17 protein-coding genes are annotated in these 20325 nt (G+C 50.9%); 7 read left to right on the forward strand and 10 right to left on the reverse strand.

The window, feature by feature from the left end; all coding sequences use genetic code 11:
• Positions 1-137: 137 nt before the first annotated feature.
• Positions 138-1823, forward strand: a complete 1686-nt coding sequence (leuA, locus tag B3355_RS04280; protein WP_292780564.1) for a 2-isopropylmalate synthase — start codon at positions 138-140, stop codon at positions 1821-1823.
• 44 nt (positions 1824-1867) lie between these two features.
• On the opposite strand, the gene B3355_RS04285 is transcribed toward leuA, so the two are convergent.
• The 10 genes from B3355_RS04285 to purB all read right to left on the reverse strand — a co-directional run bounded on the left by B3355_RS04285 (position 1868) and on the right by purB (position 13029).
• Positions 1868-2215 (reverse strand): hypothetical protein, encoded by a 348-nt coding sequence (locus B3355_RS04285; protein ID WP_292780567.1) that lies wholly within the window; start codon positions 2213-2215, stop codon positions 1868-1870.
• A gap of 83 nt (positions 2216-2298) precedes the next feature.
• A complete protein-coding gene (locus tag B3355_RS04290) occupies positions 2299-3198 on the reverse strand; it encodes a peptidoglycan DD-metalloendopeptidase family protein (RefSeq protein ID WP_292780569.1) in 900 nt (299 codons plus the stop codon).
• Positions 3195-3830 carry a protein-L-isoaspartate(D-aspartate) O-methyltransferase gene (locus B3355_RS04295; protein WP_047517551.1) on the reverse strand — a complete coding sequence of 212 codons (636 nt, stop codon included), beginning with the start codon at positions 3828-3830 and terminating at the stop codon, positions 3195-3197. The genes B3355_RS04290 and B3355_RS04295 overlap by 4 nt, the downstream gene beginning before the upstream one ends.
• Before the next feature lie 44 nt (positions 3831-3874).
• A complete protein-coding gene (gene surE, locus B3355_RS04300; protein WP_019882613.1) occupies positions 3875-4624 on the reverse strand; it encodes a 5'/3'-nucleotidase SurE in 750 nt (249 codons plus the stop codon).
• Positions 4625-4720: 96 nt separating this feature from the next.
• The gene (locus B3355_RS04305; RefSeq protein WP_047517554.1) at positions 4721-5083 is read right to left on the reverse strand and encodes a DUF2069 domain-containing protein; all 363 of its coding nucleotides are present in this window, start codon (positions 5081-5083) and stop codon (positions 4721-4723) included.
• Positions 5080-5805 carry a HugZ family protein gene (locus B3355_RS04310; protein ID WP_024931034.1) on the reverse strand — a complete coding sequence of 242 codons (726 nt, stop codon included), beginning with the start codon at positions 5803-5805 and terminating at the stop codon, positions 5080-5082. Before B3355_RS04310 ends, B3355_RS04305 begins: the two co-directional genes overlap by 4 nt.
• Positions 5806-5828: 23 nt before the next feature.
• On the reverse strand, positions 5829-6419 hold the full coding sequence (gene wrbA, locus B3355_RS04315; protein ID WP_047517560.1) for an NAD(P)H:quinone oxidoreductase: 591 nt from the start codon (positions 6417-6419) through the stop codon (positions 5829-5831).
• Between the two features lie 21 nt (positions 6420-6440).
• Entirely contained in the window at positions 6441-9743 is a 3303-nt protein-coding gene (locus B3355_RS04320) for a translocation/assembly module TamB domain-containing protein (RefSeq protein WP_292780581.1), read from the reverse strand.
• Positions 9743-11506, reverse strand: a complete 1764-nt coding sequence (locus B3355_RS04325; protein ID WP_292780585.1) for an autotransporter assembly complex protein TamA — start codon at positions 11504-11506, stop codon at positions 9743-9745. Before B3355_RS04325 ends, B3355_RS04320 begins: the two co-directional genes overlap by 1 nt.
• Positions 11507-11655: 149 nt before the next feature.
• Complete coding sequence (gene purB, locus B3355_RS04330; RefSeq protein WP_292780588.1) at positions 11656-13029, reverse strand: adenylosuccinate lyase; 1374 nt, start codon at positions 13027-13029, stop codon at positions 11656-11658.
• Here purB and B3355_RS04335 point away from each other — a divergent pair.
• From B3355_RS04335 to B3355_RS04360, 6 genes are all read left to right on the forward strand, one after another.
• Complete coding sequence (locus B3355_RS04335; RefSeq protein WP_255360764.1) at positions 13028-13150, forward strand: hypothetical protein; 123 nt, start codon at positions 13028-13030, stop codon at positions 13148-13150. The genes purB and B3355_RS04335 overlap by 2 nt on opposite strands.
• Before the next feature lie 69 nt (positions 13151-13219).
• On the forward strand, positions 13220-13894 hold the full coding sequence (locus B3355_RS04340; RefSeq protein WP_019882604.1) for a transglutaminase-like cysteine peptidase: 675 nt from the start codon (positions 13220-13222) through the stop codon (positions 13892-13894).
• A gap of 118 nt (positions 13895-14012) precedes the next feature.
• A complete protein-coding gene (locus tag B3355_RS04345) occupies positions 14013-15941 on the forward strand; it encodes an EAL domain-containing protein (RefSeq protein ID WP_292780593.1) in 1929 nt (642 codons plus the stop codon).
• Positions 15942-16078: 137 nt separating this feature from the next.
• The gene (locus B3355_RS04350) at positions 16079-18223 is read left to right on the forward strand and encodes a type I secretion system permease/ATPase (RefSeq protein WP_292780596.1); all 2145 of its coding nucleotides are present in this window, start codon (positions 16079-16081) and stop codon (positions 18221-18223) included.
• A gap of 4 nt (positions 18224-18227) precedes the next feature.
• A complete protein-coding gene (locus tag B3355_RS04355; protein ID WP_019882601.1) occupies positions 18228-19640 on the forward strand; it encodes an HlyD family type I secretion periplasmic adaptor subunit in 1413 nt (470 codons plus the stop codon).
• Between the two features lie 5 nt (positions 19641-19645).
• Positions 19646-20323 carry a LuxR family transcriptional regulator gene (locus tag B3355_RS04360; protein ID WP_019882600.1) on the forward strand — a complete coding sequence of 226 codons (678 nt, stop codon included), beginning with the start codon at positions 19646-19648 and terminating at the stop codon, positions 20321-20323.
• The last annotated feature ends 2 nt before the right edge of the window (positions 20324-20325 follow it).

Genomic DNA, 20325 nt, shown 5'->3' on the forward strand with positions numbered 1-20325 from the left:
GAAATAATATTACAAAAATAATTAATATATTGAAATAATATTTTTTAAATTGGCTTATTTTAGTTAAATTAGCAATTTAATTTTTTGCCAAAGCGCTATCATGTCTTCTGTCAAAAACAAAACAGATGGAGCACAGCATGCAGACACAATCCGCACAAAAATATCAGGCTTTCCCCCCCGTGAGCCTCAAAGACCGTCAATGGCCGAATGCCGTGATTACCCAGCCGCCGATCTGGATGAGCACCGATCTGCGTGACGGCAATCAGTCATTGTTTGAGCCGATGGATGCAGATAAAAAACTGCGCATGTTTAATATGCTGTGCCAAATGGGGTTTAAAGAGATTGAAGTGGCGTTTCCTTCGGCTTCGCAAACTGATTTTAATTTTGTGCGCAGCCTGATTGAGGAAAAACGCATTCCCGACGATGTGACGATAGAAGTACTGACACAGGCGCGCGAGCACCTGATACGTCGCACCATGGAGTCAGTACGTGGCGCGCGTCGTGTGATTGTGCATATTTACAATGCGATTTCACCTACGTTTAGGGAGGTCGTATTCAATATGAGCAAGGCGGAAGTGAAGGCGATGGCGGTGGATTCTGTGAAACTGGTGAAGGTGCTGGCAGCTGATATGCCGGAAACGGAAATCATCATGCAATATAGTCCAGAGACCTTTACTGCGACTGAACTTGCGTTTTCCAAAGAAGTCTGTGATGCAGTCACCGAGGCTTGGGCGGCAACACCAGCGCGCAAAGTGATTATCAATTGTCCGGCGACGGTAGAGGTCGCCAGCCCGAATGTGTATGCAGACCAGATTGAGTGGATGCACCGCAACCTGGCGCGCCGCGATAGTGTCATTCTGAGCCTGCATCCGCATAATGACCGCGGCACAGCCGTGGCAGCGACTGAGCTTGGCATCATGGCGGGTGCTGATCGTGTCGAAGGTTGCCTGTTTGGGCATGGTGAGCGTACGGGTAATGTTGACCTGGTAACTGTGGCACTGAATATGTATACGCAAGGCGTGCATCCGGGCCTGGATTTTTCTGATATTGATGCGATTGGGCGTACGGTAGAAGAGTGCACGCAGATCGAGATTCATCCTCGCCATCCTTATGCAGGTGATCTGGTATTTACGGCGTTTTCTGGCTCACACCAGGATGCGATCAAAAAAGGCTTTGCCAGCCAGCAAGCAGATGCACGCTGGAATGTGCCTTACCTGCCGATAGACCCCAAAGATCTGGGCCGTAATTATGATTCGATTATTCGTGTCAACAGCCAGTCAGGCAAGGGCGGGGTGGCTTACCTGATGGAAAGCCATTATGGGGTGGTGATGCCCAGACGCATGCAGGTGGAGTTTTCTGGTGTGGTGCAGCAATATACGGATCAACATGGCAGCGAGGTTGGGCCTGCCGAGTTGTGGCAACTGTTTAATGCGCATTATGTGGCTACGGTGGTGCCGATGCACTTTCAGGACTACCAACTGGAAGCACACGCACAAGGGCAGGCGATCCGCATGCATATTGCGGTAGATGGTGTGCCAACCATTGCCAGCGGCCATGGCAATGGTCCGGTCGATGCTGCGATTCATGCGCTGCAAAATATCGGTATTCAGGTGCAGGTGCGCAGTTTTGAAGAGCGCTCGCTGGGGGCAAGCAGTTCAGCCGCGGAGGCGATGGCTTGTGCATTTGTCGAGGTCGTCTGCCAGGGCAAGGTCTGCTACGGCGTGGGCATGGATACCAATATTGTGACGGCTTCGATCAAGGCAATCTTCAGCGGCATGAACAGATGTGCTGTGCAACCTGCAGCGCTGGTTAAAATCGCTTGATTGATGCGTAACGCCCTGCCATCAACGTTGTTGGTGGGGTGTGCTTACCAATGACCTGTGGTGATCAGTGTATAAATGAAATAAACGCCAATCAGCATCATGGCGTAGACAGGCAGCTCGCTGGCAGAGCGGCGTTGCTGGTTGCTAATATGGGTGATGTAACGGTGAAAAGCGACGACGGCTATCAGCAGGATAAACGCGATCACACCATTGATGGGGGTCGCCGTGACCCATTGTAACCAGTCTGCCGGGCCTTGGTCACTGCCAAACACGTGCACGGCGATGCCGATAAAGCCGCAGAGCATCAGCCCCAGGGTGACGAGTGCCTGTACGACTTGCCAGGCACTATCGGGGCGAATCGTACGGTTTTTGCTGTAACGGTTTGGATCCATACGGCACTCCTTTCAAACAGCAACCATGCGCAAGAGGTCAGAGGCGCAAGACTGGTTTTGTGAGCCCGTCAGGCAGTGCGGGCTTAACTATTGCTGCTTATTGTAGCCGGATTCGCTGGCAAATAGCTGATAGGATCAACTGGTTTGCCTTTTTGCCTGATTTCAAAATGTAGCATGGGTGACTTGTTATTGGCTGCGGCAGGTAAGTTAGCAAGCTTTTCACCTGATGCCACAAAAGAACCTTCTTTGACCAAAGAATTACCTTGATGGGCATAGACTGACAGCAGGTTGCTATTATGTTTGATGATGATCAGCTTGCCATACCCACGCACATCCATACCACTGTAGATCACTTTGCCTGCACCGGCTGCATTAATTACCTGGCCTGCATTACCGGTAATATTGAGGCCCTTGTTGGTTTGTGCGTCAAAGCTGGTGCTGACTTTGCCTGCCAAAGGCCATTGCCATTGAATATCACCATCAGCAATGGCTTCTATATCGCTGCTTGTGGCATTTTTGCCAGCATCTGCTGAAGCGGGCGCTGGATTGTTTGCGGCTGTGGCTGACGTTGCTGCAGTGTCACTTGCGGCGTTCATGTCCGGGCGACTAATGGCAGAGGTCACAACTTCTGCATCATCAGCGGTACTGGCTGCTTCATTGGCTTTGTTGCTGACCGTGGTGGCCTTGGCATTGAGGTTCAACACTTGGCCGACGTGGATCTCATAGGGCGCCTGCAACTGGTTAATGTCGGCCAGCTTCATGAATGGAATGCCAAATTTACGGCCTATGCTGTACAGCGTATCGCCTTTTTGCACCAGATACTGGCTGGCGCCTATCGTCGACACTGCTGGCGCGGCTGCTTTGCTTTCGCCGCTTGTGGCCGGGCTGCTGCTGACTGGCGCACGCGGCATGGGTGAGTTCAGCGCGCAAGCTGCCAGTGTGCAAGCTGTACCCCATACCGTTAGCAAAGTGCGTAAATTCATGATAAAGCCGTGCCTCCCAACAATGGAACAAACTTCACTGGTTCCAGCGCGATTTGTTGTACACCTTGTGTGGTGCGTTCGATCAGATGTAATACTTGCTCGTTGGTGCCGACCGGGATCACCATGCGGCCGCCAACGGCCAGTTGTTCAACCAGTTCTTGTGGCACATGACTGGCCGCGGCCGTTACCATAATGGCATCAAATGGACCATAACTCTTCAAACCCAGGCTGCCATCGGCGTGGTCGAGCTTGACGTTGGTGCATTTGAGGGTACGCAAATGGTTTCTGGCCTTCATCACCAGGGGTCGAATGCGCTCTAATGAGTAAACCTCTGCACTGACGCGTGATAAGACGGCCGTTTGATAGCCGCAGCCAGTACCGATTTCAAGTACCTTGTTCAACGGTTTGCCATTACGCAGAATTTGCGTCATTTTTGCCACAATGTAGGGCTGTGAAATGGTTTGACCATAACCAATCGGCAATGAAACATCTTCATAGGCGCGGATAGACAGTGCTTCATCGACAAAGATGTGGCGCGGAATATCGGCCATGGCTGCAATCACCACCTCATCCTGAATGCCTTGCTCGCGCAGGCGGGTCAGCATGCGTTCACGCGTGCGTGACGAAGTCATGCCTATGCCGGTTTTACTTGATGTTCTTGGAATCGCCATAATACTTAATTCTTGGCTTGCAGCCATTGTTGCATGGTTGCAATTTGAGAGTGCCGGGTCAGGTCTACCTGGATAGGGGAGATGGAAACATAGCCTTGTGCCACCGCATGAAAGTCTGTACCTTCGCCGCCGTCGTTCGGTTGCCCAGCTGCGCCTACCCAATAGACCGTTTCGCCACGCGGGGTTTGCAATTGAATCACCGGTTCGGCTTTGTGGCGTTTACCCAGACGGGTAATTTGACGCCCTTTGATATCTTGCAATGGTACATCCGGCACGTTGATATTCAGTAGCGTGGGCTCAGTAAATTCACTGTGGTTATATTGTTTTACCAGCTCAACCACAATTTTTGCGGCAGTTTCAAAGTGCGCGGGCTGGTGTTGCGCCATAGAGACGGCGAACGAAGGGATACCCAGCAGGTAGCCCTCAGTTGCAGCGGCGACGGTGCCTGAATAAATGGTGTCGTCGCCCATATTGGCGCCATCATTAATACCGCTGATGACCATGTCCGGCATTTCCTGCATGAGGCCAGTGAGGGCAATGTGGACGCAATCGGTGGGTGTGCCATTCACGTAATAGAAGCCATTGGCCGCTTGCTTGACACTTAAGGGGCGATCCAGTGTTAAAGAGTTGCTGGCACCGCTGCGGTTACGTTCCGGCGCCACCACCGTGATATCGGCAATTTTGCTTAAGTGGGTGGCTAGCGCGTTTAGGCCCGGTGCCAGGTAGCCATCATCATTGGATAACAGAATTCTCATGCCCGATATTATATAAGGTTTACCAGGCTTGTCAGCGCCTGCGCATGAAAGAATTTACTGCAAAATAGACTGTTGATGGACGTTACAAAAACGATCTTAGGTAAGCTGGTAACGGCGGCCTGTATATTTGGCATAGGCAATGACGCTGGCAAAGAAAATCAGGCTAAGCATGACTTCGCTGGCTGCCAGCCAGCGCGATAAACCTGTTTCTGACCAGGTCCTGACCGCACCTTCGGTAAAGTAGAACAGGATCAGCATGCCAGACCATTGGTAGGTATAGCGTTTGCCGCGCAAAATGCCAAATAGCGGTAGCAGTAATGGCAAGGTTTTGAGGAATAACAGGCTGCCACCGGCCCGCAGTGGCGCCCAGAAAATTTCCCAACCCAGGCACAACACAATGAGGCCAAGCAGGCTGATACTTGCCGCGATGCGGCTGATGGATAAAATACGTAGAATCATGATCGGCAGGCTTGTGATAAGGCGACCAGTGCTTTGCGTGCATCCATCGCGTTTAATACGGGTTGTTCAAATTGAAAACGTAACTGGCCATGTATTTCTTCGCCTTGATGATATTGCACATCAAAGCCGTCGGCATCCAGGCCAACCATTTCTGCGTGATCAGCTGCCACCCCATGCACATGTTGGCAATATTGCAGCAAGCTGTCTTTGTGGTCTTCGTTCATATGCGCAACGATGCCGCCTTCTTGCGCTGATAACATACTCTCTGCCAGGCCATCATTCAGCGCATGGCCTTCAAACCAGCCCATGCGGCCAAAACCGGCGATATAGCGCACTTGCTCAACCTGGATGCGGTAAAAATGAAAATCATGCATATCAAAGTAACTGGCGGCCTGTGGCAGGTAGCGCAGATAACGTGCACGCAAATCTTCGTCCTGTTTGTCGCAATGAACGGCTTCGCCCATCAGGGTCAACCGTGCATTGGCCTGCAAATCATCCGCGCCTGAAAATACCAGCAAGGAGACTTTCGGGTTTTCGAGGATGTTTTTAGTGTGCTCGGCAATCGTGCTGATTAATATGATCGGCTCAGCCTGCTGGTTGCAGACAAACGGCGCTACCGAGCCAAATGGAAAGCCAGGATATTTCATCGAATGTGTCGACAAAATGGCATGGCGGGTTGAAAACAGAAACTGGCGAGCTTCGTGGGCGAGGGCAGCAGACATAGCGTACTTTTCCTGAAAAACGGTTATTGCAATTTGAGTGCAGTTTCGGCCAGGCGTTTCCCCAGCGCCATGCACAACTTCTTCTCATCATCCGAGATTGGCTGGTCATCCATGGCACCACCGATGTGGCTGGCACCATAAGGCGTGCCGCCCGTTTTGGTGGTACCCAATTGCGGCTCGGAATAGGGTAGTCCTAACATCAGCATGCCGTGGTGCATGAGCGGAATCATCATGGTCATCAGTGTCATTTCGTTACCGCCATGCAGTGAGCCACTGGAGGTGAATACTGCCGCTGGTTTACCGATTAGTGCGCCATTGAGCCACAGGCCAGCGGTGCCATCAAGAAAATACTTCATCGGTGCGGCCATATTACCAAAACGGGTAGGGCTGCCCAAGGCCAGCCCGGCACAGTCTTCCAGATCCTGCAACGTAGCATAAGGCGCCCCGGAGGCAGGAATGTCGGCTTCGGTTGCCTCACAGTTGGCAGAGACTTTAGGCACCGTGCGTACGCGCGCGGTTACCCCGGTGACACTTTCCACACCACGCGCAATCAATTGTGCCATCTCTTTGACGGCACCGCCTTGGGAGTAGTAGAGAATCAGGATTTCTGTCATTGCTTGTTAAGTCTGTTGTTGTTAGTCAAAGCTAAAACCATAAAATATATCCAGCGCATTATCAGAGCCGGTTCTGGTTTCGATGGAAATGCGTTTGGTCAGTTGGTAGGTGAGTTTACCAACATTTAACAGGCCGACAATGCTTTTTTCGTAGCCAACTACCAGGTTGCGATTGATTCGCTTGCCGACGCTGACAGCGTAATTGGTGGGGCCAGTGCCACGTACATCTATGCTATCCAGGCCAACCGCTTGCGCAATCTTGGTTTGCAGAGAGACTGAGTCGCCTTGTGATAGCAGCGCGCCTGCTGCCACCGATAACAAGGCCATATCACTGCTGCCGACTTGCGACATGGGCTGCCCCAGTACCAGCAGTGAGATTTTATTCTCGTTGCTGGTATCAGGCGTTGAGACCAGTTTTAGTTGCGGGGTTTGCAGGCTGCCATTGATTTGAATACCGACTTTGGTGCTTTCTACTTGTCGTGTTGCCAGCACATCCAGGCCGATATTGGGTAGTTTGCCGCTAAATATCAGGCGGCCAGTTTCGATATTGAGTGACTGGCCATAGGCGATATAAGTGCCGGTGATTTCCAGTGTACCGGCCGCAGTGAGCTCGTCCAGCATACCGTTGAGCTGCATATTGCCACTGAGGGCGCCATTGAGGCCTTGGCCACGCAGCATGAATTGCTCGGATTCCTTGAACGGTAATACCAGTGGTTTGTCGCCAAAATCGAGCGCAAAGTCGTTAAAGACCAGTTTTGACGTTGGCTCAGCCTGGCTGGCTTGCGGCGATTCAATGACGACATCTTCGTCCAGCTTGGGTTTGTCGGCTTTAGGCAGTTCAAACAAGCCTTTATGGATCTTGAGCTTGCCGCTGAGTGTGGTTTGCTCGCTGTTCATGCTGAGCTGGGTATTACCGCTGAGTTGTACCCAGCGATCTACTCTGGACAGCGCCTGTAAGTTGTTAAGTTGCATCGCGGCATCTAGTTGCCAGCGGTCTTCTCTAAAGGTCAGCAGGCCGTTGCCATTGAGCTCGCCACTTTTGCCAGCAAAGTGGATGTGTTCAATATTAACCTGGTCTCCTGCCAGTTTGGCATTCAAACTGCCTTGCTCTAGCCACAAGCCCTGTGACGGTATTTGTATGGCAAGGGCCTGGCCTTGAATGCTGCCTTGCAGCTGTGGCTGGGCAATCACACCGCTGGCCTGGGCATCTATCAGCAATTGGCCTGCTGGCTGCAACTCCGGCATGAGTTTGGCCAGCCAGTCTAGTTTTGAGAGATTGGCTTTGAGTTGGGCCGAGATTGGCGCTGAGCGTTGAATCACTATCCCGCTTTGTATTGGTGTCACCACGGTGTTGCCTGTCAATTGCAGATCTATCGCAGTGTCTGCACGTACGCTGCTTTGCACGCTGACGCGATTGTTCTGCGCCTGGATATCTGCCAATAATGACTGTATGCCCAGCCCTTGCCACTGCGCCTGGCTGCTGTCATAGACTTGCCAGTCACCTGATGCGCGCTCAAGATGTAGTGTTCCGTTGAGTTGTTCGTCCAGCGCCAGTTGCCATTGTGCTGAAACACGCAAGTGGTCTGAAGGCAAGGCTTCAGGCTGCGCGGGCGCCAGCCATGCCATCACGGCTTGCAATGGAAATGCTTTGAGTGCGCCTTGGCTGCTGAACTGCACTTTTTCGGCTAATTGTTGTGTCAGCGGGTTGGCTGCTCTGGCCGGGCGGTAGTGCAGTTGGTCCAGTTGCAATTGTCCTGCCAGGGCATTAACAACCAGGTTTTGCAGCTGAAAGCCTTGTTCGTTTTGCCATTTCAGACTGGCGGATTGTGCCAGTTGAAATACTTTGCCATTGGCGTCTTGCAACTGCGTGAGTTGTGCCTGCCAGGTATTTTCTTGCCAGCTACCATCCAGCGCCAACAGCAGGTTGCGTTGCAGTAAAGGGTCGGCATCATTGATTTTCAACGCGAAGTGATGTTTTGCCAGCGACCCGCTCAGATCGAGTTCAGCATCAATCGGCGGGCTGTCTATGCCACGTGCATTCTGTTGTGACAACCCGCGCAGTTTGATATGGTTTTCCAGTGACGACTGTGACTGGCTAGCCGCCTGGCCTTGGGCCTCGAAGGCACTCAGTGACAGGCCTTGTGGTAACTGCAATTGCTGTCCAGCGAGTTGATACGTCGCGGCAAAGCCGTCTGGTGATTGTTGCACCCTACCTGCACCTTTGACCCGGCCAGCAAAGCCTGGCATCAATTGTGCAAGATTGGCCAGGTCTGCCTGCCAGACCAATGTACTGCGATTGTTACCTGAAGGTTCGGGGTCTACTTTCACAGTGAGTGTGTTTTTATCCAGTTGCGCGAGCAGATCCATTGTTGTCAGTTGTGATCCTTGCAGGCTGGCTGTGCCACGGACGATCAATGGCTGGCCTTGCAAGCGGCTATCGCCAGCATCTATGGTGGCCAGGATCTGGCCTTGTTCGGTCAGGCTGCCATCGGCGATGATTTTTAAATCCATATGGCCAGCCAATTGTGGGTGGATATGCTTGGCTTGCAATTGCTGCAGATGCACTAGCAGGTGGCTCTGGCGTATTTCATCAAGGCTAATCGAGGCGCTGATTTGCAGCATATCTTCGACCTGAGCATTGGTAGCCTCGCCGGCAGGCACGATGGCAAATGGCCTGGCTTGTGGCTGGTAATGATGATTGGCGGCAATCTCCAGCCGGGTGAGGTCGCCGTGCAGCTCAGTGCGCAGATGGTAGGGAGTGCCGCCTTGTGCTTGCTGAACGTCCATCCAGCCATTTAAAGCAAATGGTGCGGCATTTTGCATTTGAAAATGCGTACTGACTTTGCCCCAGGGGCTGTGCGCTTCGGCAATACGGAACTGCATGGCCTGGTTGTCGGCGTCCAGGTCGAATTGAATCTGTGTGATATTCGACGTGCTTGCGCCCTGGATAATCGTAAGGCTGTCAATCTGGCCGGATAGCAAGTGAAACGGCAGTGGAATATGGATATGCGCAGGTAACGGTGTTTGTCCGGCTTTAGGCGTTGGCGTGACTTCTGTGGCCGGTTTAAAGCGCAGGGTGATCTGCCTGGCACGGAAGTGCGATACAGTCAGTTCGCCTTTGGGCGTGACGCCCAGGCGCATATTGGAATCTATGCCTTCTACCTTCAGGGTGGCGTTCCCCAGGTCAGATTCAAACTCCTTCAAACTAGTCATTAGCAGCACATTGGCCGCCCACACCATTTGCGGCGTGATGATCAATGACAGGCACAGCATGCTGATAAGCAGCATGTTGAACAGTCGGTTGAAAGTGTGAGTGAGTGACATCAGAAATTCACGCCCAGGTTAAAGTGCAAACGATATTCTTTGGTTTCTCCACCATAGGCGACATCGACGCCTACCGGGCCAATCGGGCTGCGCCAGCGCACACCCAGGCCATAGCCCAAGGCCGGGTCATAGTCTTTCCAGCTGTTGGCAGCATGACCGAAATCGACAAATATGGCTGCGCCCCATGACGAGGTCAGCCACTGCACGACTTCGCTGCTGCCGGTGAGTAGCACACGGCCACCAACAATGGCATCGGCTTCTTTGACACCCAGTGACTGGAAGGCATAGCCACGCACGGATTGGTCGCCACCAGCCCTGAATAAATAAGTGGCTGGCACACTGCGCGCGCCGGTGACCGAGCCCACTTCGATACGGCCCAGCCATTGTGTGGATTGCGTCAGTGGATAAAACGCTTGCAACCGGGCTTGTGATTGCAGAAAACGACCATCTGACAACTTGTCCAACGGGGCCAGTTGGAACTGGGTATTTAAAATCCAGCCTTTAGTGGGCGCCAGCGGATGATCCAGCTTGCGCATATTCAGGCCATAGGCCAGCGTCGCGGCTTTGTTGAATTGCGAAGATTCACCATCCACGGTCAAGAATTCATATAGTAAATTGGCCCCTATATATTGTTCAAAAATACTAGGTTGACCCCAGTAACGACGTACACCGTTTTGCACGGCGGTAGTGATTTGGCCTTCGAGGTCTGTGCGTGTGACGCTATTCTGGATGCTGTCCCGGTAGCCTTTATCATCAGTGAGGAACGTGATATTAGAGGTGACAGCTTGTAGACGCTGTTCCAGCCGCAAGCTGCTATCCCACAGCAAACCACGGTCAAACAAATTGCGGTCGGTGTAGTTAAATACAATACGGGCGCCAGTGTTGGTGCTGGCGCCTGTACCAATGCGAAAGGTATTTTGTTCCATTTCGTGCACGGTTACGTCTATGTCGGCACTATGATCGGCATTGAGTGTTTCGGTTTTGGCAACGACATCTACCGAGCGAAATTTGCCGGTGGCCATAAAACTGTTTTGCAACGTGAGTAAATCTGCCTGGCGATATGGCGCGCCGGTTTTTAGCGTATTAAGCGGGCGCACCAGTGACTCTTGGTAGTGCTGCAATCCGTGAATACGGACTTCACCAATGCGTACTGCGGGACCAGAGTCCATTGCCAGCGTAATTAACACCGCTTGTGTTTGCGGATTGACCATGGCTTGTGACGTGGTGATTCTGGCATTGGGGAATTCTGCGCGCAGCAATGTCGCCAGTAATTCGCGTTTGGCCGTACTCCAGGCTTGCTGGGTAAAGGGGCTGTTGACGGGGAGTGGCCAGCTTTTCTGGGCGGCTTCCAATGTTGATTGATGGCTGGCTTGCTGGATTTCGCCAGTGATGGCTACGTTGACCTGACTGACTTTGGCTTGTGGTGGCAGCTTGATATGGAATTCGGCCAGATTGGCTGTTGGTTGCACACTGATGGTTTTTGTTTTGAAATAGCCTTCGGTTGCCAGCAGGTCAGCGATTTCCTGTGGTGTTTTTTGTACTAGCCGGCGCCATTCACTGTCGTTCATGCGCGGATTTTGCATGGCTTCGTGTATGGTCAGGTGTTTTTGCAGCAGCTCACGCAAGGCCGAAGTGTCTTCGGCACTTGCATCGTTAGCAAGTGAGAAGCGTGTCTGGTAGCTGTTGCCTGGTTTGACGTCAAACCAAGGACTATCTTGAGCCTGACAGGTGGTAGTCAGCACCATCAGGGTTAGTGCCGTCAAGGTCAGCGCCAGGTGCATTAACTGCTTGCACGTGGCGTTTGCCCAGAGCAGGCAGCGGTACAATATGTGTGCTGCCTGTTCATAAGCGGGATGTTTTACATGATGAGCAAGAAAATCCCGGATCAAATCGACTTGGTAAAGACTATGGTTTAAATATGCTTCACTAGTTGACTGGCCTTGCCGGTATAAGTTGCAGGGGTGAGGGCCAGCAATGCCTGTTTGGCTTCAGCTGGAATTTGCAGGGTTTCAATAAACGCATGCAATGATTGTTTGTTGATGCCACCTTTACCGCGCGTCAGTTCTTTTAATTGCTCGTATGGATTTTCAATGCCATAACGACGCATCACGGTCTGGATCGGCTCAGCCAGCACTTCCCAGCTATTGTCCAGGTCTTCTGCCAGACGTTGCGGATTCACTTCCAGCTTGTTCAAACCGCGCAGGCAAGAGTCATAGCCCAGCAAAGTGTAGCCAAATGCCACCCCCATATTGCGCAATACGGTAGAGTCGGTCAGGTCACGCTGCCAGCGAGAGATAGGCAGTTTCTCTGCCAGGTGGCGCAACACAGCATTGGCCAGGCCAAGATTGCCTTCAGAGTTTTCGAAGTCAATCGGGTTGACCTTATGCGGCATGGTAGAAGAGCCGATCTCACCGGCTTTGACTTTCTGCTTGAAATAGCCAACAGAAATATAGCCCCAGATATCGCGGTTGAGGTCGATCAGAATAGTATTGATGCGTGACAGGGTGTCATACATTTCAGCCATATAGTCGTGTGGCTCAATCTGGATGGTCATCGGGTTGTAGGTCAAACCCAGTGATTCGACAAAGCGTTTGGCAAAGCCTTCCCAGTCAAACTCAGGGTAGGCAGACAGGTGTGCATTAAAGTTACCCACGGCACCGTTGATTTTGCCTAGCACTTCATTGGCTTGCAGTTGCTTGAATTGACGCTGTAAGCGATAAACCACGTTGGCCAGCTCTTTACCCATGGTAGACGGGCTGGCAGTTTGGCCATGTGTACGAGACAGCATGGGCTGATCAGCCAATGCATGCGCGAGTTCTGTCAGGCGTGCAATCACCGTTTGCAGGTTAGGTTGCATGACGGCATCGCGCGCAGATTTCAGCATCAAGGCATGCGACAGATTATTAATGTCTTCTGAGGTACAGGCAAAATGAATAAATTCGCTAGCCTTTTTGATCTCCGGGTTACCGTCAAACTTTTCTTTCAGCCAGTATTCGAGTGCTTTTACATCATGATTGGTGCGTGCTTCAATCGCCTTGACTTGCGTCGCATCTGCTTCGCTGAAGGCGGTAATGGCGGCATCCAGTTCAGCGATGGTTTCAGGGCTGAACGGTGCGATTTCTGCCAGTTCAGGCGCTGCGCTAAGTGCTTTCAACCACGCTACTTCAACCAGCGCCCTGTATTTAATCAGCGCATATTCACTGAAAAAAGGACGTAAAGGATCAAGTTTAGATTGATAGCGACCATCCAGTGGTGACAGTGCATTGAGCGTGGTGAGAGACGTCATGAGTAAAAAACTTATCGATTCAAAAGCCGATATTTTACCCAATCCAGCCACACTTGTCTTTGTTGAATGTGGTTTGCTTGTGATGAGCCGGGAGGGTGGGCGCACTGAAATTGTCGATTAAAACCGCTTTGTTTGGTAAATTGTGCTTGATTTAGCCGTGACATAATCGCTCACTGGGAATGAATTTCACATGAGACGCCACGTAAACTCATCTTTTGTCCGCTTGCTGACAGGCTTGTGCCTGGGGCTGTGCCTGCTATGGTCGCAGATACAGGCGGATGACTATGTGCTGGCCATGCTGGAAAAAGTCAGGCAGCGCTATGGCGAAGAGGCTTACCAGAATGTCATGCGCATGAATGAGATGTTTGCCCAGGTGGCAGGTGCCAGCGAGATGACCAAGGTACATATGGTGAATGACTTTACCAATCAGCACGTATTGTTTGTGGATGATATTACCCTGTGGGGCATGGAAGATTACTGGGCCAGTCCGCTGGAAACCTTTGGCAAAGGTGCGGGTGACTGTGAAGACTTCAGTATTGCCAAATATACCTTGTTGAAAAAGCTGGGCGTGTCGCAAGACAAGTTGCGGCTGACTTATGTGCGGGCGCGCATGCCTAGTGGTTCCATTCGCCCGCATATGGTATTGACCTATTATGCGACGCCGAATAGCGATCCATTGGTACTCGACAACCTCAATTTTGAATTATTGCCCGCCTCCAAGCGCGGTGATTTGTCTCCAGTATTCAGCTTTAATGATAAAGGGTTATTCGTAGCAAATAACCCGAATATGCGGGCAGGTTCGCCTTCCAATATCTCCAAATGGCGTGATGTATTGACACGTATGCGACAGGATGGATTGGAATGATTAAAAACCTGTTAGGGGTGTGGTTATTATGGGGGCTTAATGCTAGGCTGATGGTCAAAGCCTGCACAAGCGGCGGGCCATTATCTGGTCTCCCCCAGGAAAGTAAGAGGGCTTTCAAATGTCTTTGGTAAAACAAATACGCATTGCGATTTCTGTCATTATTTTGATGGTGGCGGCAGGATGCCTGTTTTTGGGTGTCTATGACGATCACCGTTACATGGCTGAGCAACTGCAAAAGAAAAATAACGATAATGCCAACGGGCTGGCGATCACGCTTTCGAATATCCAGAAAGACAATGTCACGGTAGAGCTGATTATCAGCGCCCAGTTTGATATGGGGCACTATCGCCGCATTGCCATTATTTCGCCGGACAACAAGCTGATGATCGAGCGTGTGAACCGCCATCCGCACTCCATCGCACCTGCCTGGTTTCAGTCGGTGTTTTCCGTCAATATCCAGCCTGGCGTGGCCAATATTCAGTCCGGCTGGCAGCAATATGGCACCTTGGAGCTGGAGAGCGAACCGTCACTGGCCTATGACCAACTATGGGAAACCTCACGTCATGCTGTGTTGTGGACATTGATCGTTGCGCTGCTGAGCTATGTGGTTTCTGGTTTCTCATTGAAGAAAATCCTGAGACCGCTGGACGAAGTGATTGCACAAGCCGAGGCCTTGGGCGAGCGCAAGTACATCACCATCGAAGAGCCGGCGACAGAAGAGTTCCAGAAACTGGTACGCACCATGAATACGCTGTCTGACCGTGTTAAATCCATGGTCACGGCAGAGTCTGAACGCCTGAATACCTTTAATCAGCAAATTAACTATGACGAAGTGACCGGTTTGATGAATCAGTCACATTTCACCAATACGGCTTCGGTTGCCCTCAAGCACGAAGGGTTTGTCGAAGGCGTGCTGATTTTGGTGCAACTACGCAACTTGCCTGACATTGATAAGCAATTGGGTTATAGCATGACCAACCAGTTGATTAAAAAGGTAGGGGATGCCGTACAGCAACAGATGGATCATTACCAGGATGTGGTGTGTGGCCGCCTGGCTGGTGGCGTGTTCGGTATTTTCAGTCGCCAGCCACTGGATGATTTTGCCGTCACGACCGAGCTGAAACTGGTGCTGGAAAAATTGAATGCGGCACAACAGCTATTGCAGTTCCAGTTTGTGGTGACGCATACCAAAACTAAAAAAGGCGATGACTTTGTCGATATTCATCGTGTGATGCAGTTTATTCTAGACCTGGCTGAAGATCAGGCGGCAACGCCGATGCGGGTGATGAATGCCAACAGTATTGTCACGTCGAGAAAAAATTACCTCAATCAATGGAAAGAGCAATTCTTGCAAGCCATTGAGCAAAAACAGATCAAACTGGCCTGCTACCCGGTCATGCAGCGCGATCAGCAGCTGTATCACTACGAGTGTCCGCTGCGTTTGCATATTGATGAAGGGGATCAATGGCTGGCCGCAGGCGCATTTATTGATTGGGCTAGCCAGCTTGATATGATTAAAACACTGGATGGGTTGGCGCTGGAATACGCCGTCGATATGCTGACGAAAAATAATGCCAGCCTCAGTGTGAATGTCTCAGCGGCCGCCATGCGCAGTGACGAATATAAGGATAAATTGCAATCCCTGATGCTCAGCATCACGACGCCAGCACGATTAAGCTTTGAAGTCTCGGAAGAGGCTGCATTTAGCGACTTTGTGAAATTTAAGGAATTTGTGCACCTGGCGAAATCCCTGGGTTGCATGGTCGGCATGGAGCATGTATCAACCCGCCTGGCGCAATTGGGTGATTTGCATGAACTTGGCTTGGATTACATCAAGTTTGATGCGTCACTGATTCGCGACATTCATTTGCGGCCACAGCAGCAATCACTCATGCGCGGTTTATGCATGATGGTGCGCACGATGGGGATTGTGCCAATTGCAGAGGGTGTGCAGGGCCAGGAAGAGCTGGATAGTTTGAATTCGATTGGTATTGAGGCGGTGACTGGCCCCTTCGTACAGGAAAACTTACAGTTTGGTGCGCTGTGAAAGTGTCAATTTTTGTAATTTCGGGGTGTTATGCCATATACTCATCGTTTTGACATGGCTTAACACCCCATACAATCAACAGTCGGTAAATCAGTCACTGGTTTAACTCGGATAAGGATAATAATAAGTCATCTGCCATGGAAACGACGCCATATTTTAATCAAACCGCAAAAGATGCTCTGCTGGAGTGTCTCCTTTATATTTGTCGCCATAATCGACTAGCCACAACGCGTGATGCTTTAACTTCCGGTTTGCCGCTGGAAGGGGGCAAGCTTAATCCGGAGTTGTTCAAACGCTCGGCTGAACGTTTGCGGCTGGAGGTGGTGGTGAAGCAGGGAGCGATTGCGACACTGTTGCAACCGCAGGCCGATGTCACCTTGCTGCTGAATAATCACCGCGCCTGCCAACTGATCAAAATTGATGAAAGCCAGCATTTCGCGCAAGTAGTGTTTCCAGACTTGTCGCCCGATGCCGTGACCATGAGTCTGGCTGATCTGGCTGCCGAATATACTGGCTATGCCTTAATTACCAAGCAAACCTTTATGTTTGATGCACGTACGCCAGAAGTGGGCCGGGTGCAAGTCCGCCACTGGTTCTGGGGTACATTGGCCGAAAACAAAGGGATTTATCGCGATGTGATGGTCGCTGCATTGCTGATCAATATTTTTGCCTTGGCCATGCCGCTGTTTACCATGAACGTGTATGACAGGGTGGTACCTAACAAAGCGGTAGAAACCTTGTGGGTTTTGGGTATCGGTGTCGCGTTGATTGTCCTGGGCGATTTGCTACTACGCTCTATGCGCGCCTATTTTCTGGACTGGGCCAGCGCCCGTATTGACGTCAAGCTCAGTGCACAGATTATGGAAAAGGTATTGGGCACACGCTATGAAGCCAAGCCAACTTCGGTCGGTTCATTTGCTTCTAATCTACGCTCGTTTGAAAGTGTGCGTGATTTTATTACCTCGGCCACGGTAGTGACATTGATTGACCTGCCATTCGGCATTATTTTCCTGATCGTGATTGCATGGATTAGTCCATATATGGTGTTGCCCGCATTGATTGGTGGCGCCATTGTGTTGATTTACTCGCTGAGCGTGCAAACCAAGATGCATGATCTTTCAGAAACCATGTACCGTGCCAGCGCCCAGCGCAATGCGACCTTGATTGAAAGCCTGGTTGGGCTGGAAACCGTCAAGTCTATGGGGGTTGAGGGCCAGATGCAGGGCAAGTGGGAGAAAAGCGCACTGTTCCTGTCTGAGGTGGGTAGCAAACTCAAGCTGCTGTCATCTTCTATTACCAATGGCACTTATGCCTTGCAACAGATCATTAGCGTTGCCATTGTGATTTTAGGCGTGTATTTGATCTCGAATGGCGATTTAACCATGGGTGGCTTGATTGCCTGCTCACAGTTGACCAGCCGTGGCTTGGCGCCTATTTCGCAAATCGCTGGCCTGTTTACGCAGTATCATACGGCGGCGACCTCCCTGAAGTCACTGGATGAAGTGATGGGTAAACCGGTGGAGCGTAATAAAGGGGTTAACTTCTTGTCTCGCCCGGCATTCAAGGGCGAAATCGAGTTTAAGAATGTCTCCTTTAAATATCCAGGCTCTGACGAGCTGGCTCTGAACCGGATTTCTTTCAGGATTCGTCCTGGTGAGCACGTTGGCCTGATTGGTCGCATGGGTTCAGGCAAAACGACGATTAACAAACTGATTCTTGGGCTGTATCAGCCGACCGAAGGTGCGATCCTGATTGATGGAATTGATGCGCGGCAAATTGATCCGGCTGAATTGCGTCGCAGCATTGGTTACGTGCAGCAAGATAACCATTTGTTTTATGGCTCGTTACGTGAAAATATTACTTTGCGTCATCCGCATGCTGACGATCGCTCTGTGTTACAAGCGGCACAAGTGGGCGGTATTGCCGAGTTTGTGAACGCGCATCCCAAGGGCTTTGACCTGGAAGTCGGCGAGCGCGGGGATACCTTGTCCGGAGGGCAGCGCCAGGGTGTGGGCATTGCGCGTGCGTTTGTGACGCAGCCGCAAATTGTATTGCTGGATGAACCGACCAGTGCCATGGATCACTCCGGTGAGGAAACTGTAAAACGTAACATCGCCGAAGCCACTGCCGATAAAACCATGATTGTGATCAGCCACCGTAATGCCATGTTAGAGTTGGCGGAGCGTTTGATTGTGATTGATTCTGGTCAAGTGGTCGCAGATGGTAATAAAGAGGACGTCACTGCTGCGCTGCGCGCCGGCAAAGTAGGTAAGGCGAGATAACAATATGGCAAAAAAAATATTCGATCAACTAGGTGAAGTTACCAAGCCGGACAGTATCTGGGTGCGCCTCGGCAAGCCTGTGCATGCCCTGGTAGATAAGGTCATTAAAACCGAGACTGCTGAAGCACGCACATGGTCCGAGCAAGCGCATGATGTGATGATAGAAGACACCATGCTGCATGCCAAATTGATTATGTACGGCATTTTAGCGATTCTGCTGGTGTTACTTATCTGGGCCAGTGTGGCCAAGGTCGACGAGGTGACGCGTGGTGAAGGTCGTGTGATTCCCTCCCGCCAGATTCAGGTGGTGCAGTCTTTAGATGGCGGTATTGTGGTCGATATCATGGTGCAGCTAGGCGATACTGTTAAGCGTGGTCAGCCCTTGATTAAAATTGACGAAACACGGGCCATTTCATCGTTAAAAGAGAACGAAAGCCAGTATTTGTCACTCAAGGCCAAAGAGGCGCGCCTGAAGGCACTGGCGAATGGTGGCAGTTTTAACCCGCCTAGCGAAGTACAGCAAAAAACGCCTGATACCTACTTGCAAGAGTTGCAACTGTTTAATGCAGGCAGAGACGAACTGAACTCACAGATTAATATCGCCAGGGACCAGTTGTCGCAACGTGAACGTGAACTGTCAGAAGTGCAGTTTAAAAAAGAAGTTGCTATTAAGACCTATGATTCGACCAGTAAAGAGCTCGCTGCCAATCGACCATTATTAAATAGTGGTGCGGTTTCAGAAATCGAGATATTAAGGCTGGAACGTGATGCTAACCGTGCCAAAGGCGATATCGATCAGGCGTCGGCGCAGATGGGGCGCTTGACGGCGGCTATTTCAGAAGCGCGTCGTAAAGTGTCGGAAGCGCAGCAGTCTTTCATGAGCAAGGTGCGTACCGACTTGAACGAAACCACAGCAAAAATCAATAGCCTGACGCAATCCAGCCTTGCGCTTTCCGATAAAGTGAAACAATCGACATTGACCTCACCGGTCAACGGCAAAGTCAGCAAGCTTTATTACAACACCGTCGGTGGCGTGATTCAGCCAGGAAAAGAGGTCATGGAGGTGGTACCTTCAGATGATGCGCTGGTGATTGAGGCTAAAGTACAAACCAAAGATATTGCGTTTATTCGCCCACAACAGCCTGCGGTGATCAAGCTGACGGCCTATGACTACACCATTTATGGCAGTTTGGATGGCTCGGTGCAAGATATTGCAGCAGATTCCACCATAGACGATAAAGGTAATGCATATTATGTCGTTAAGGTAAGAACAGACCAGAATACTCTGGGCGACCACTTGCCGATTATTCCGGGCATGGTGGCACAGGTTGATATTTTGACCGGCAAGAAAACAGTGCTGTCCTACTTATTAAAACCAGTGTTAAAAGCTAAATCTTACGCACTAACCGAGCGCTAATTACTATGAAGCATATATTTATCACTACATTAAAACAATCCGTAGAATCCTGGCTCAAGGCTTTTCCGCAGTTAACGACTATCGCTGATGTTGTGTCAGCAGATGTTGCGGGGGCTTCTATCATCTGGGTGCATGCGCAAATTGAACAAGGTCAGCAGTGGCGTAAGCACGTACAGCAGATATTAACCTTCTTGCCCTCGGCCAAAGTGATCGTGTTATCAAATAACCCTGAACAGGCTGAAGCCATGCAGGCCCTCGAGTTGGGTGCCGTTGGCTATTTGCACGCTTATGCGCATCAGCACGTGCTGCAAGAAGTTTACAGTGTTGTTTCACATGGCGGGGTCTGGTTAGGCAGGGATGTACTTAAGCATCTGATCACGCTAACGACACGGGGTAATCCTCAGCCCGATGCCACGGAAGAAATTTTAGAGGGCTTGACCAAGCGCGAGCGTGAAGTTGCACTTGAGGCGGCCAGAGGTAATAGCAATAAAGAAATTGCACGTACGCTGTCTATTTCCGAGCGTACAGTCAAAGCACACCTGACGTCGGTATTCGACACCTTAAAAGTGCGTGATCGTTTGCACTTGGCATTGGTGTTGCAAGGTAAATCAGCGCAGGGACACTTCTCCCATGACGATAATGTGCAAAAAGATTCTTTGAATAAATTACACTTAAACTCCTGATT

The organism is Methylophilus sp. UBA6697 (assembly GCF_002454655.1).
Classification (GTDB): domain Bacteria; phylum Pseudomonadota; class Gammaproteobacteria; order Burkholderiales; family Methylophilaceae; genus Methylophilus.

What these genes read in the sequence shown, in the direction of transcription:
- B3355_RS04360 (WP_019882600.1), top strand. Translation starts at nt 19,646, where the DNA reads ATGAAGCATATATTTATCACTACATTAAAACAATCCGTAGAATCCTGG.
- B3355_RS04355 (WP_019882601.1), top strand. Translation starts at nt 18,228, where the DNA reads ATGGCAAAAAAAATATTCGATCAACTAGGTGAAGTTACCAAGCCGGAC.
- B3355_RS04320 (WP_292780581.1), bottom strand. Translation starts at nt 9,743, where the DNA reads ATGTCACTCACTCACACTTTCAACCGACTGTTCAACATGCTGCTTATC.
- B3355_RS04335 (WP_255360764.1), top strand. Translation starts at nt 13,028, where the DNA reads ATGAGTAAAAAACTTATCGATTCAAAAGCCGATATTTTACCCAATCCA.
- leuA (WP_292780564.1), top strand. Translation starts at nt 138, where the DNA reads ATGCAGACACAATCCGCACAAAAATATCAGGCTTTCCCCCCCGTGAGC.
- wrbA (WP_047517560.1), bottom strand. Translation starts at nt 6,419, where the DNA reads ATGACAGAAATCCTGATTCTCTACTACTCCCAAGGCGGTGCCGTCAAA.
- B3355_RS04305 (WP_047517554.1), bottom strand. Translation starts at nt 5,083, where the DNA reads ATGATTCTACGTATTTTATCCATCAGCCGCATCGCGGCAAGTATCAGC.
- purB (WP_292780588.1), bottom strand. Translation starts at nt 13,029, where the DNA reads ATGACGTCTCTCACCACGCTCAATGCACTGTCACCACTGGATGGTCGC.
- B3355_RS04285 (WP_292780567.1), bottom strand. Translation starts at nt 2,215, where the DNA reads ATGGATCCAAACCGTTACAGCAAAAACCGTACGATTCGCCCCGATAGT.
- B3355_RS04290 (WP_292780569.1), bottom strand. Translation starts at nt 3,198, where the DNA reads ATGAATTTACGCACTTTGCTAACGGTATGGGGTACAGCTTGCACACTG.
- B3355_RS04310 (WP_024931034.1), bottom strand. Translation starts at nt 5,805, where the DNA reads ATGTCTGCTGCCCTCGCCCACGAAGCTCGCCAGTTTCTGTTTTCAACC.
- B3355_RS04345 (WP_292780593.1), top strand. Translation starts at nt 14,013, where the DNA reads ATGTCTTTGGTAAAACAAATACGCATTGCGATTTCTGTCATTATTTTG.
- surE (WP_019882613.1), bottom strand. Translation starts at nt 4,624, where the DNA reads ATGAGAATTCTGTTATCCAATGATGATGGCTACCTGGCACCGGGCCTA.
- B3355_RS04340 (WP_019882604.1), top strand. Translation starts at nt 13,220, where the DNA reads ATGAGACGCCACGTAAACTCATCTTTTGTCCGCTTGCTGACAGGCTTG.
- B3355_RS04295 (WP_047517551.1), bottom strand. Translation starts at nt 3,830, where the DNA reads ATGACTTCGTCACGCACGCGTGAACGCATGCTGACCCGCCTGCGCGAG.
- B3355_RS04350 (WP_292780596.1), top strand. Translation starts at nt 16,079, where the DNA reads ATGGAAACGACGCCATATTTTAATCAAACCGCAAAAGATGCTCTGCTG.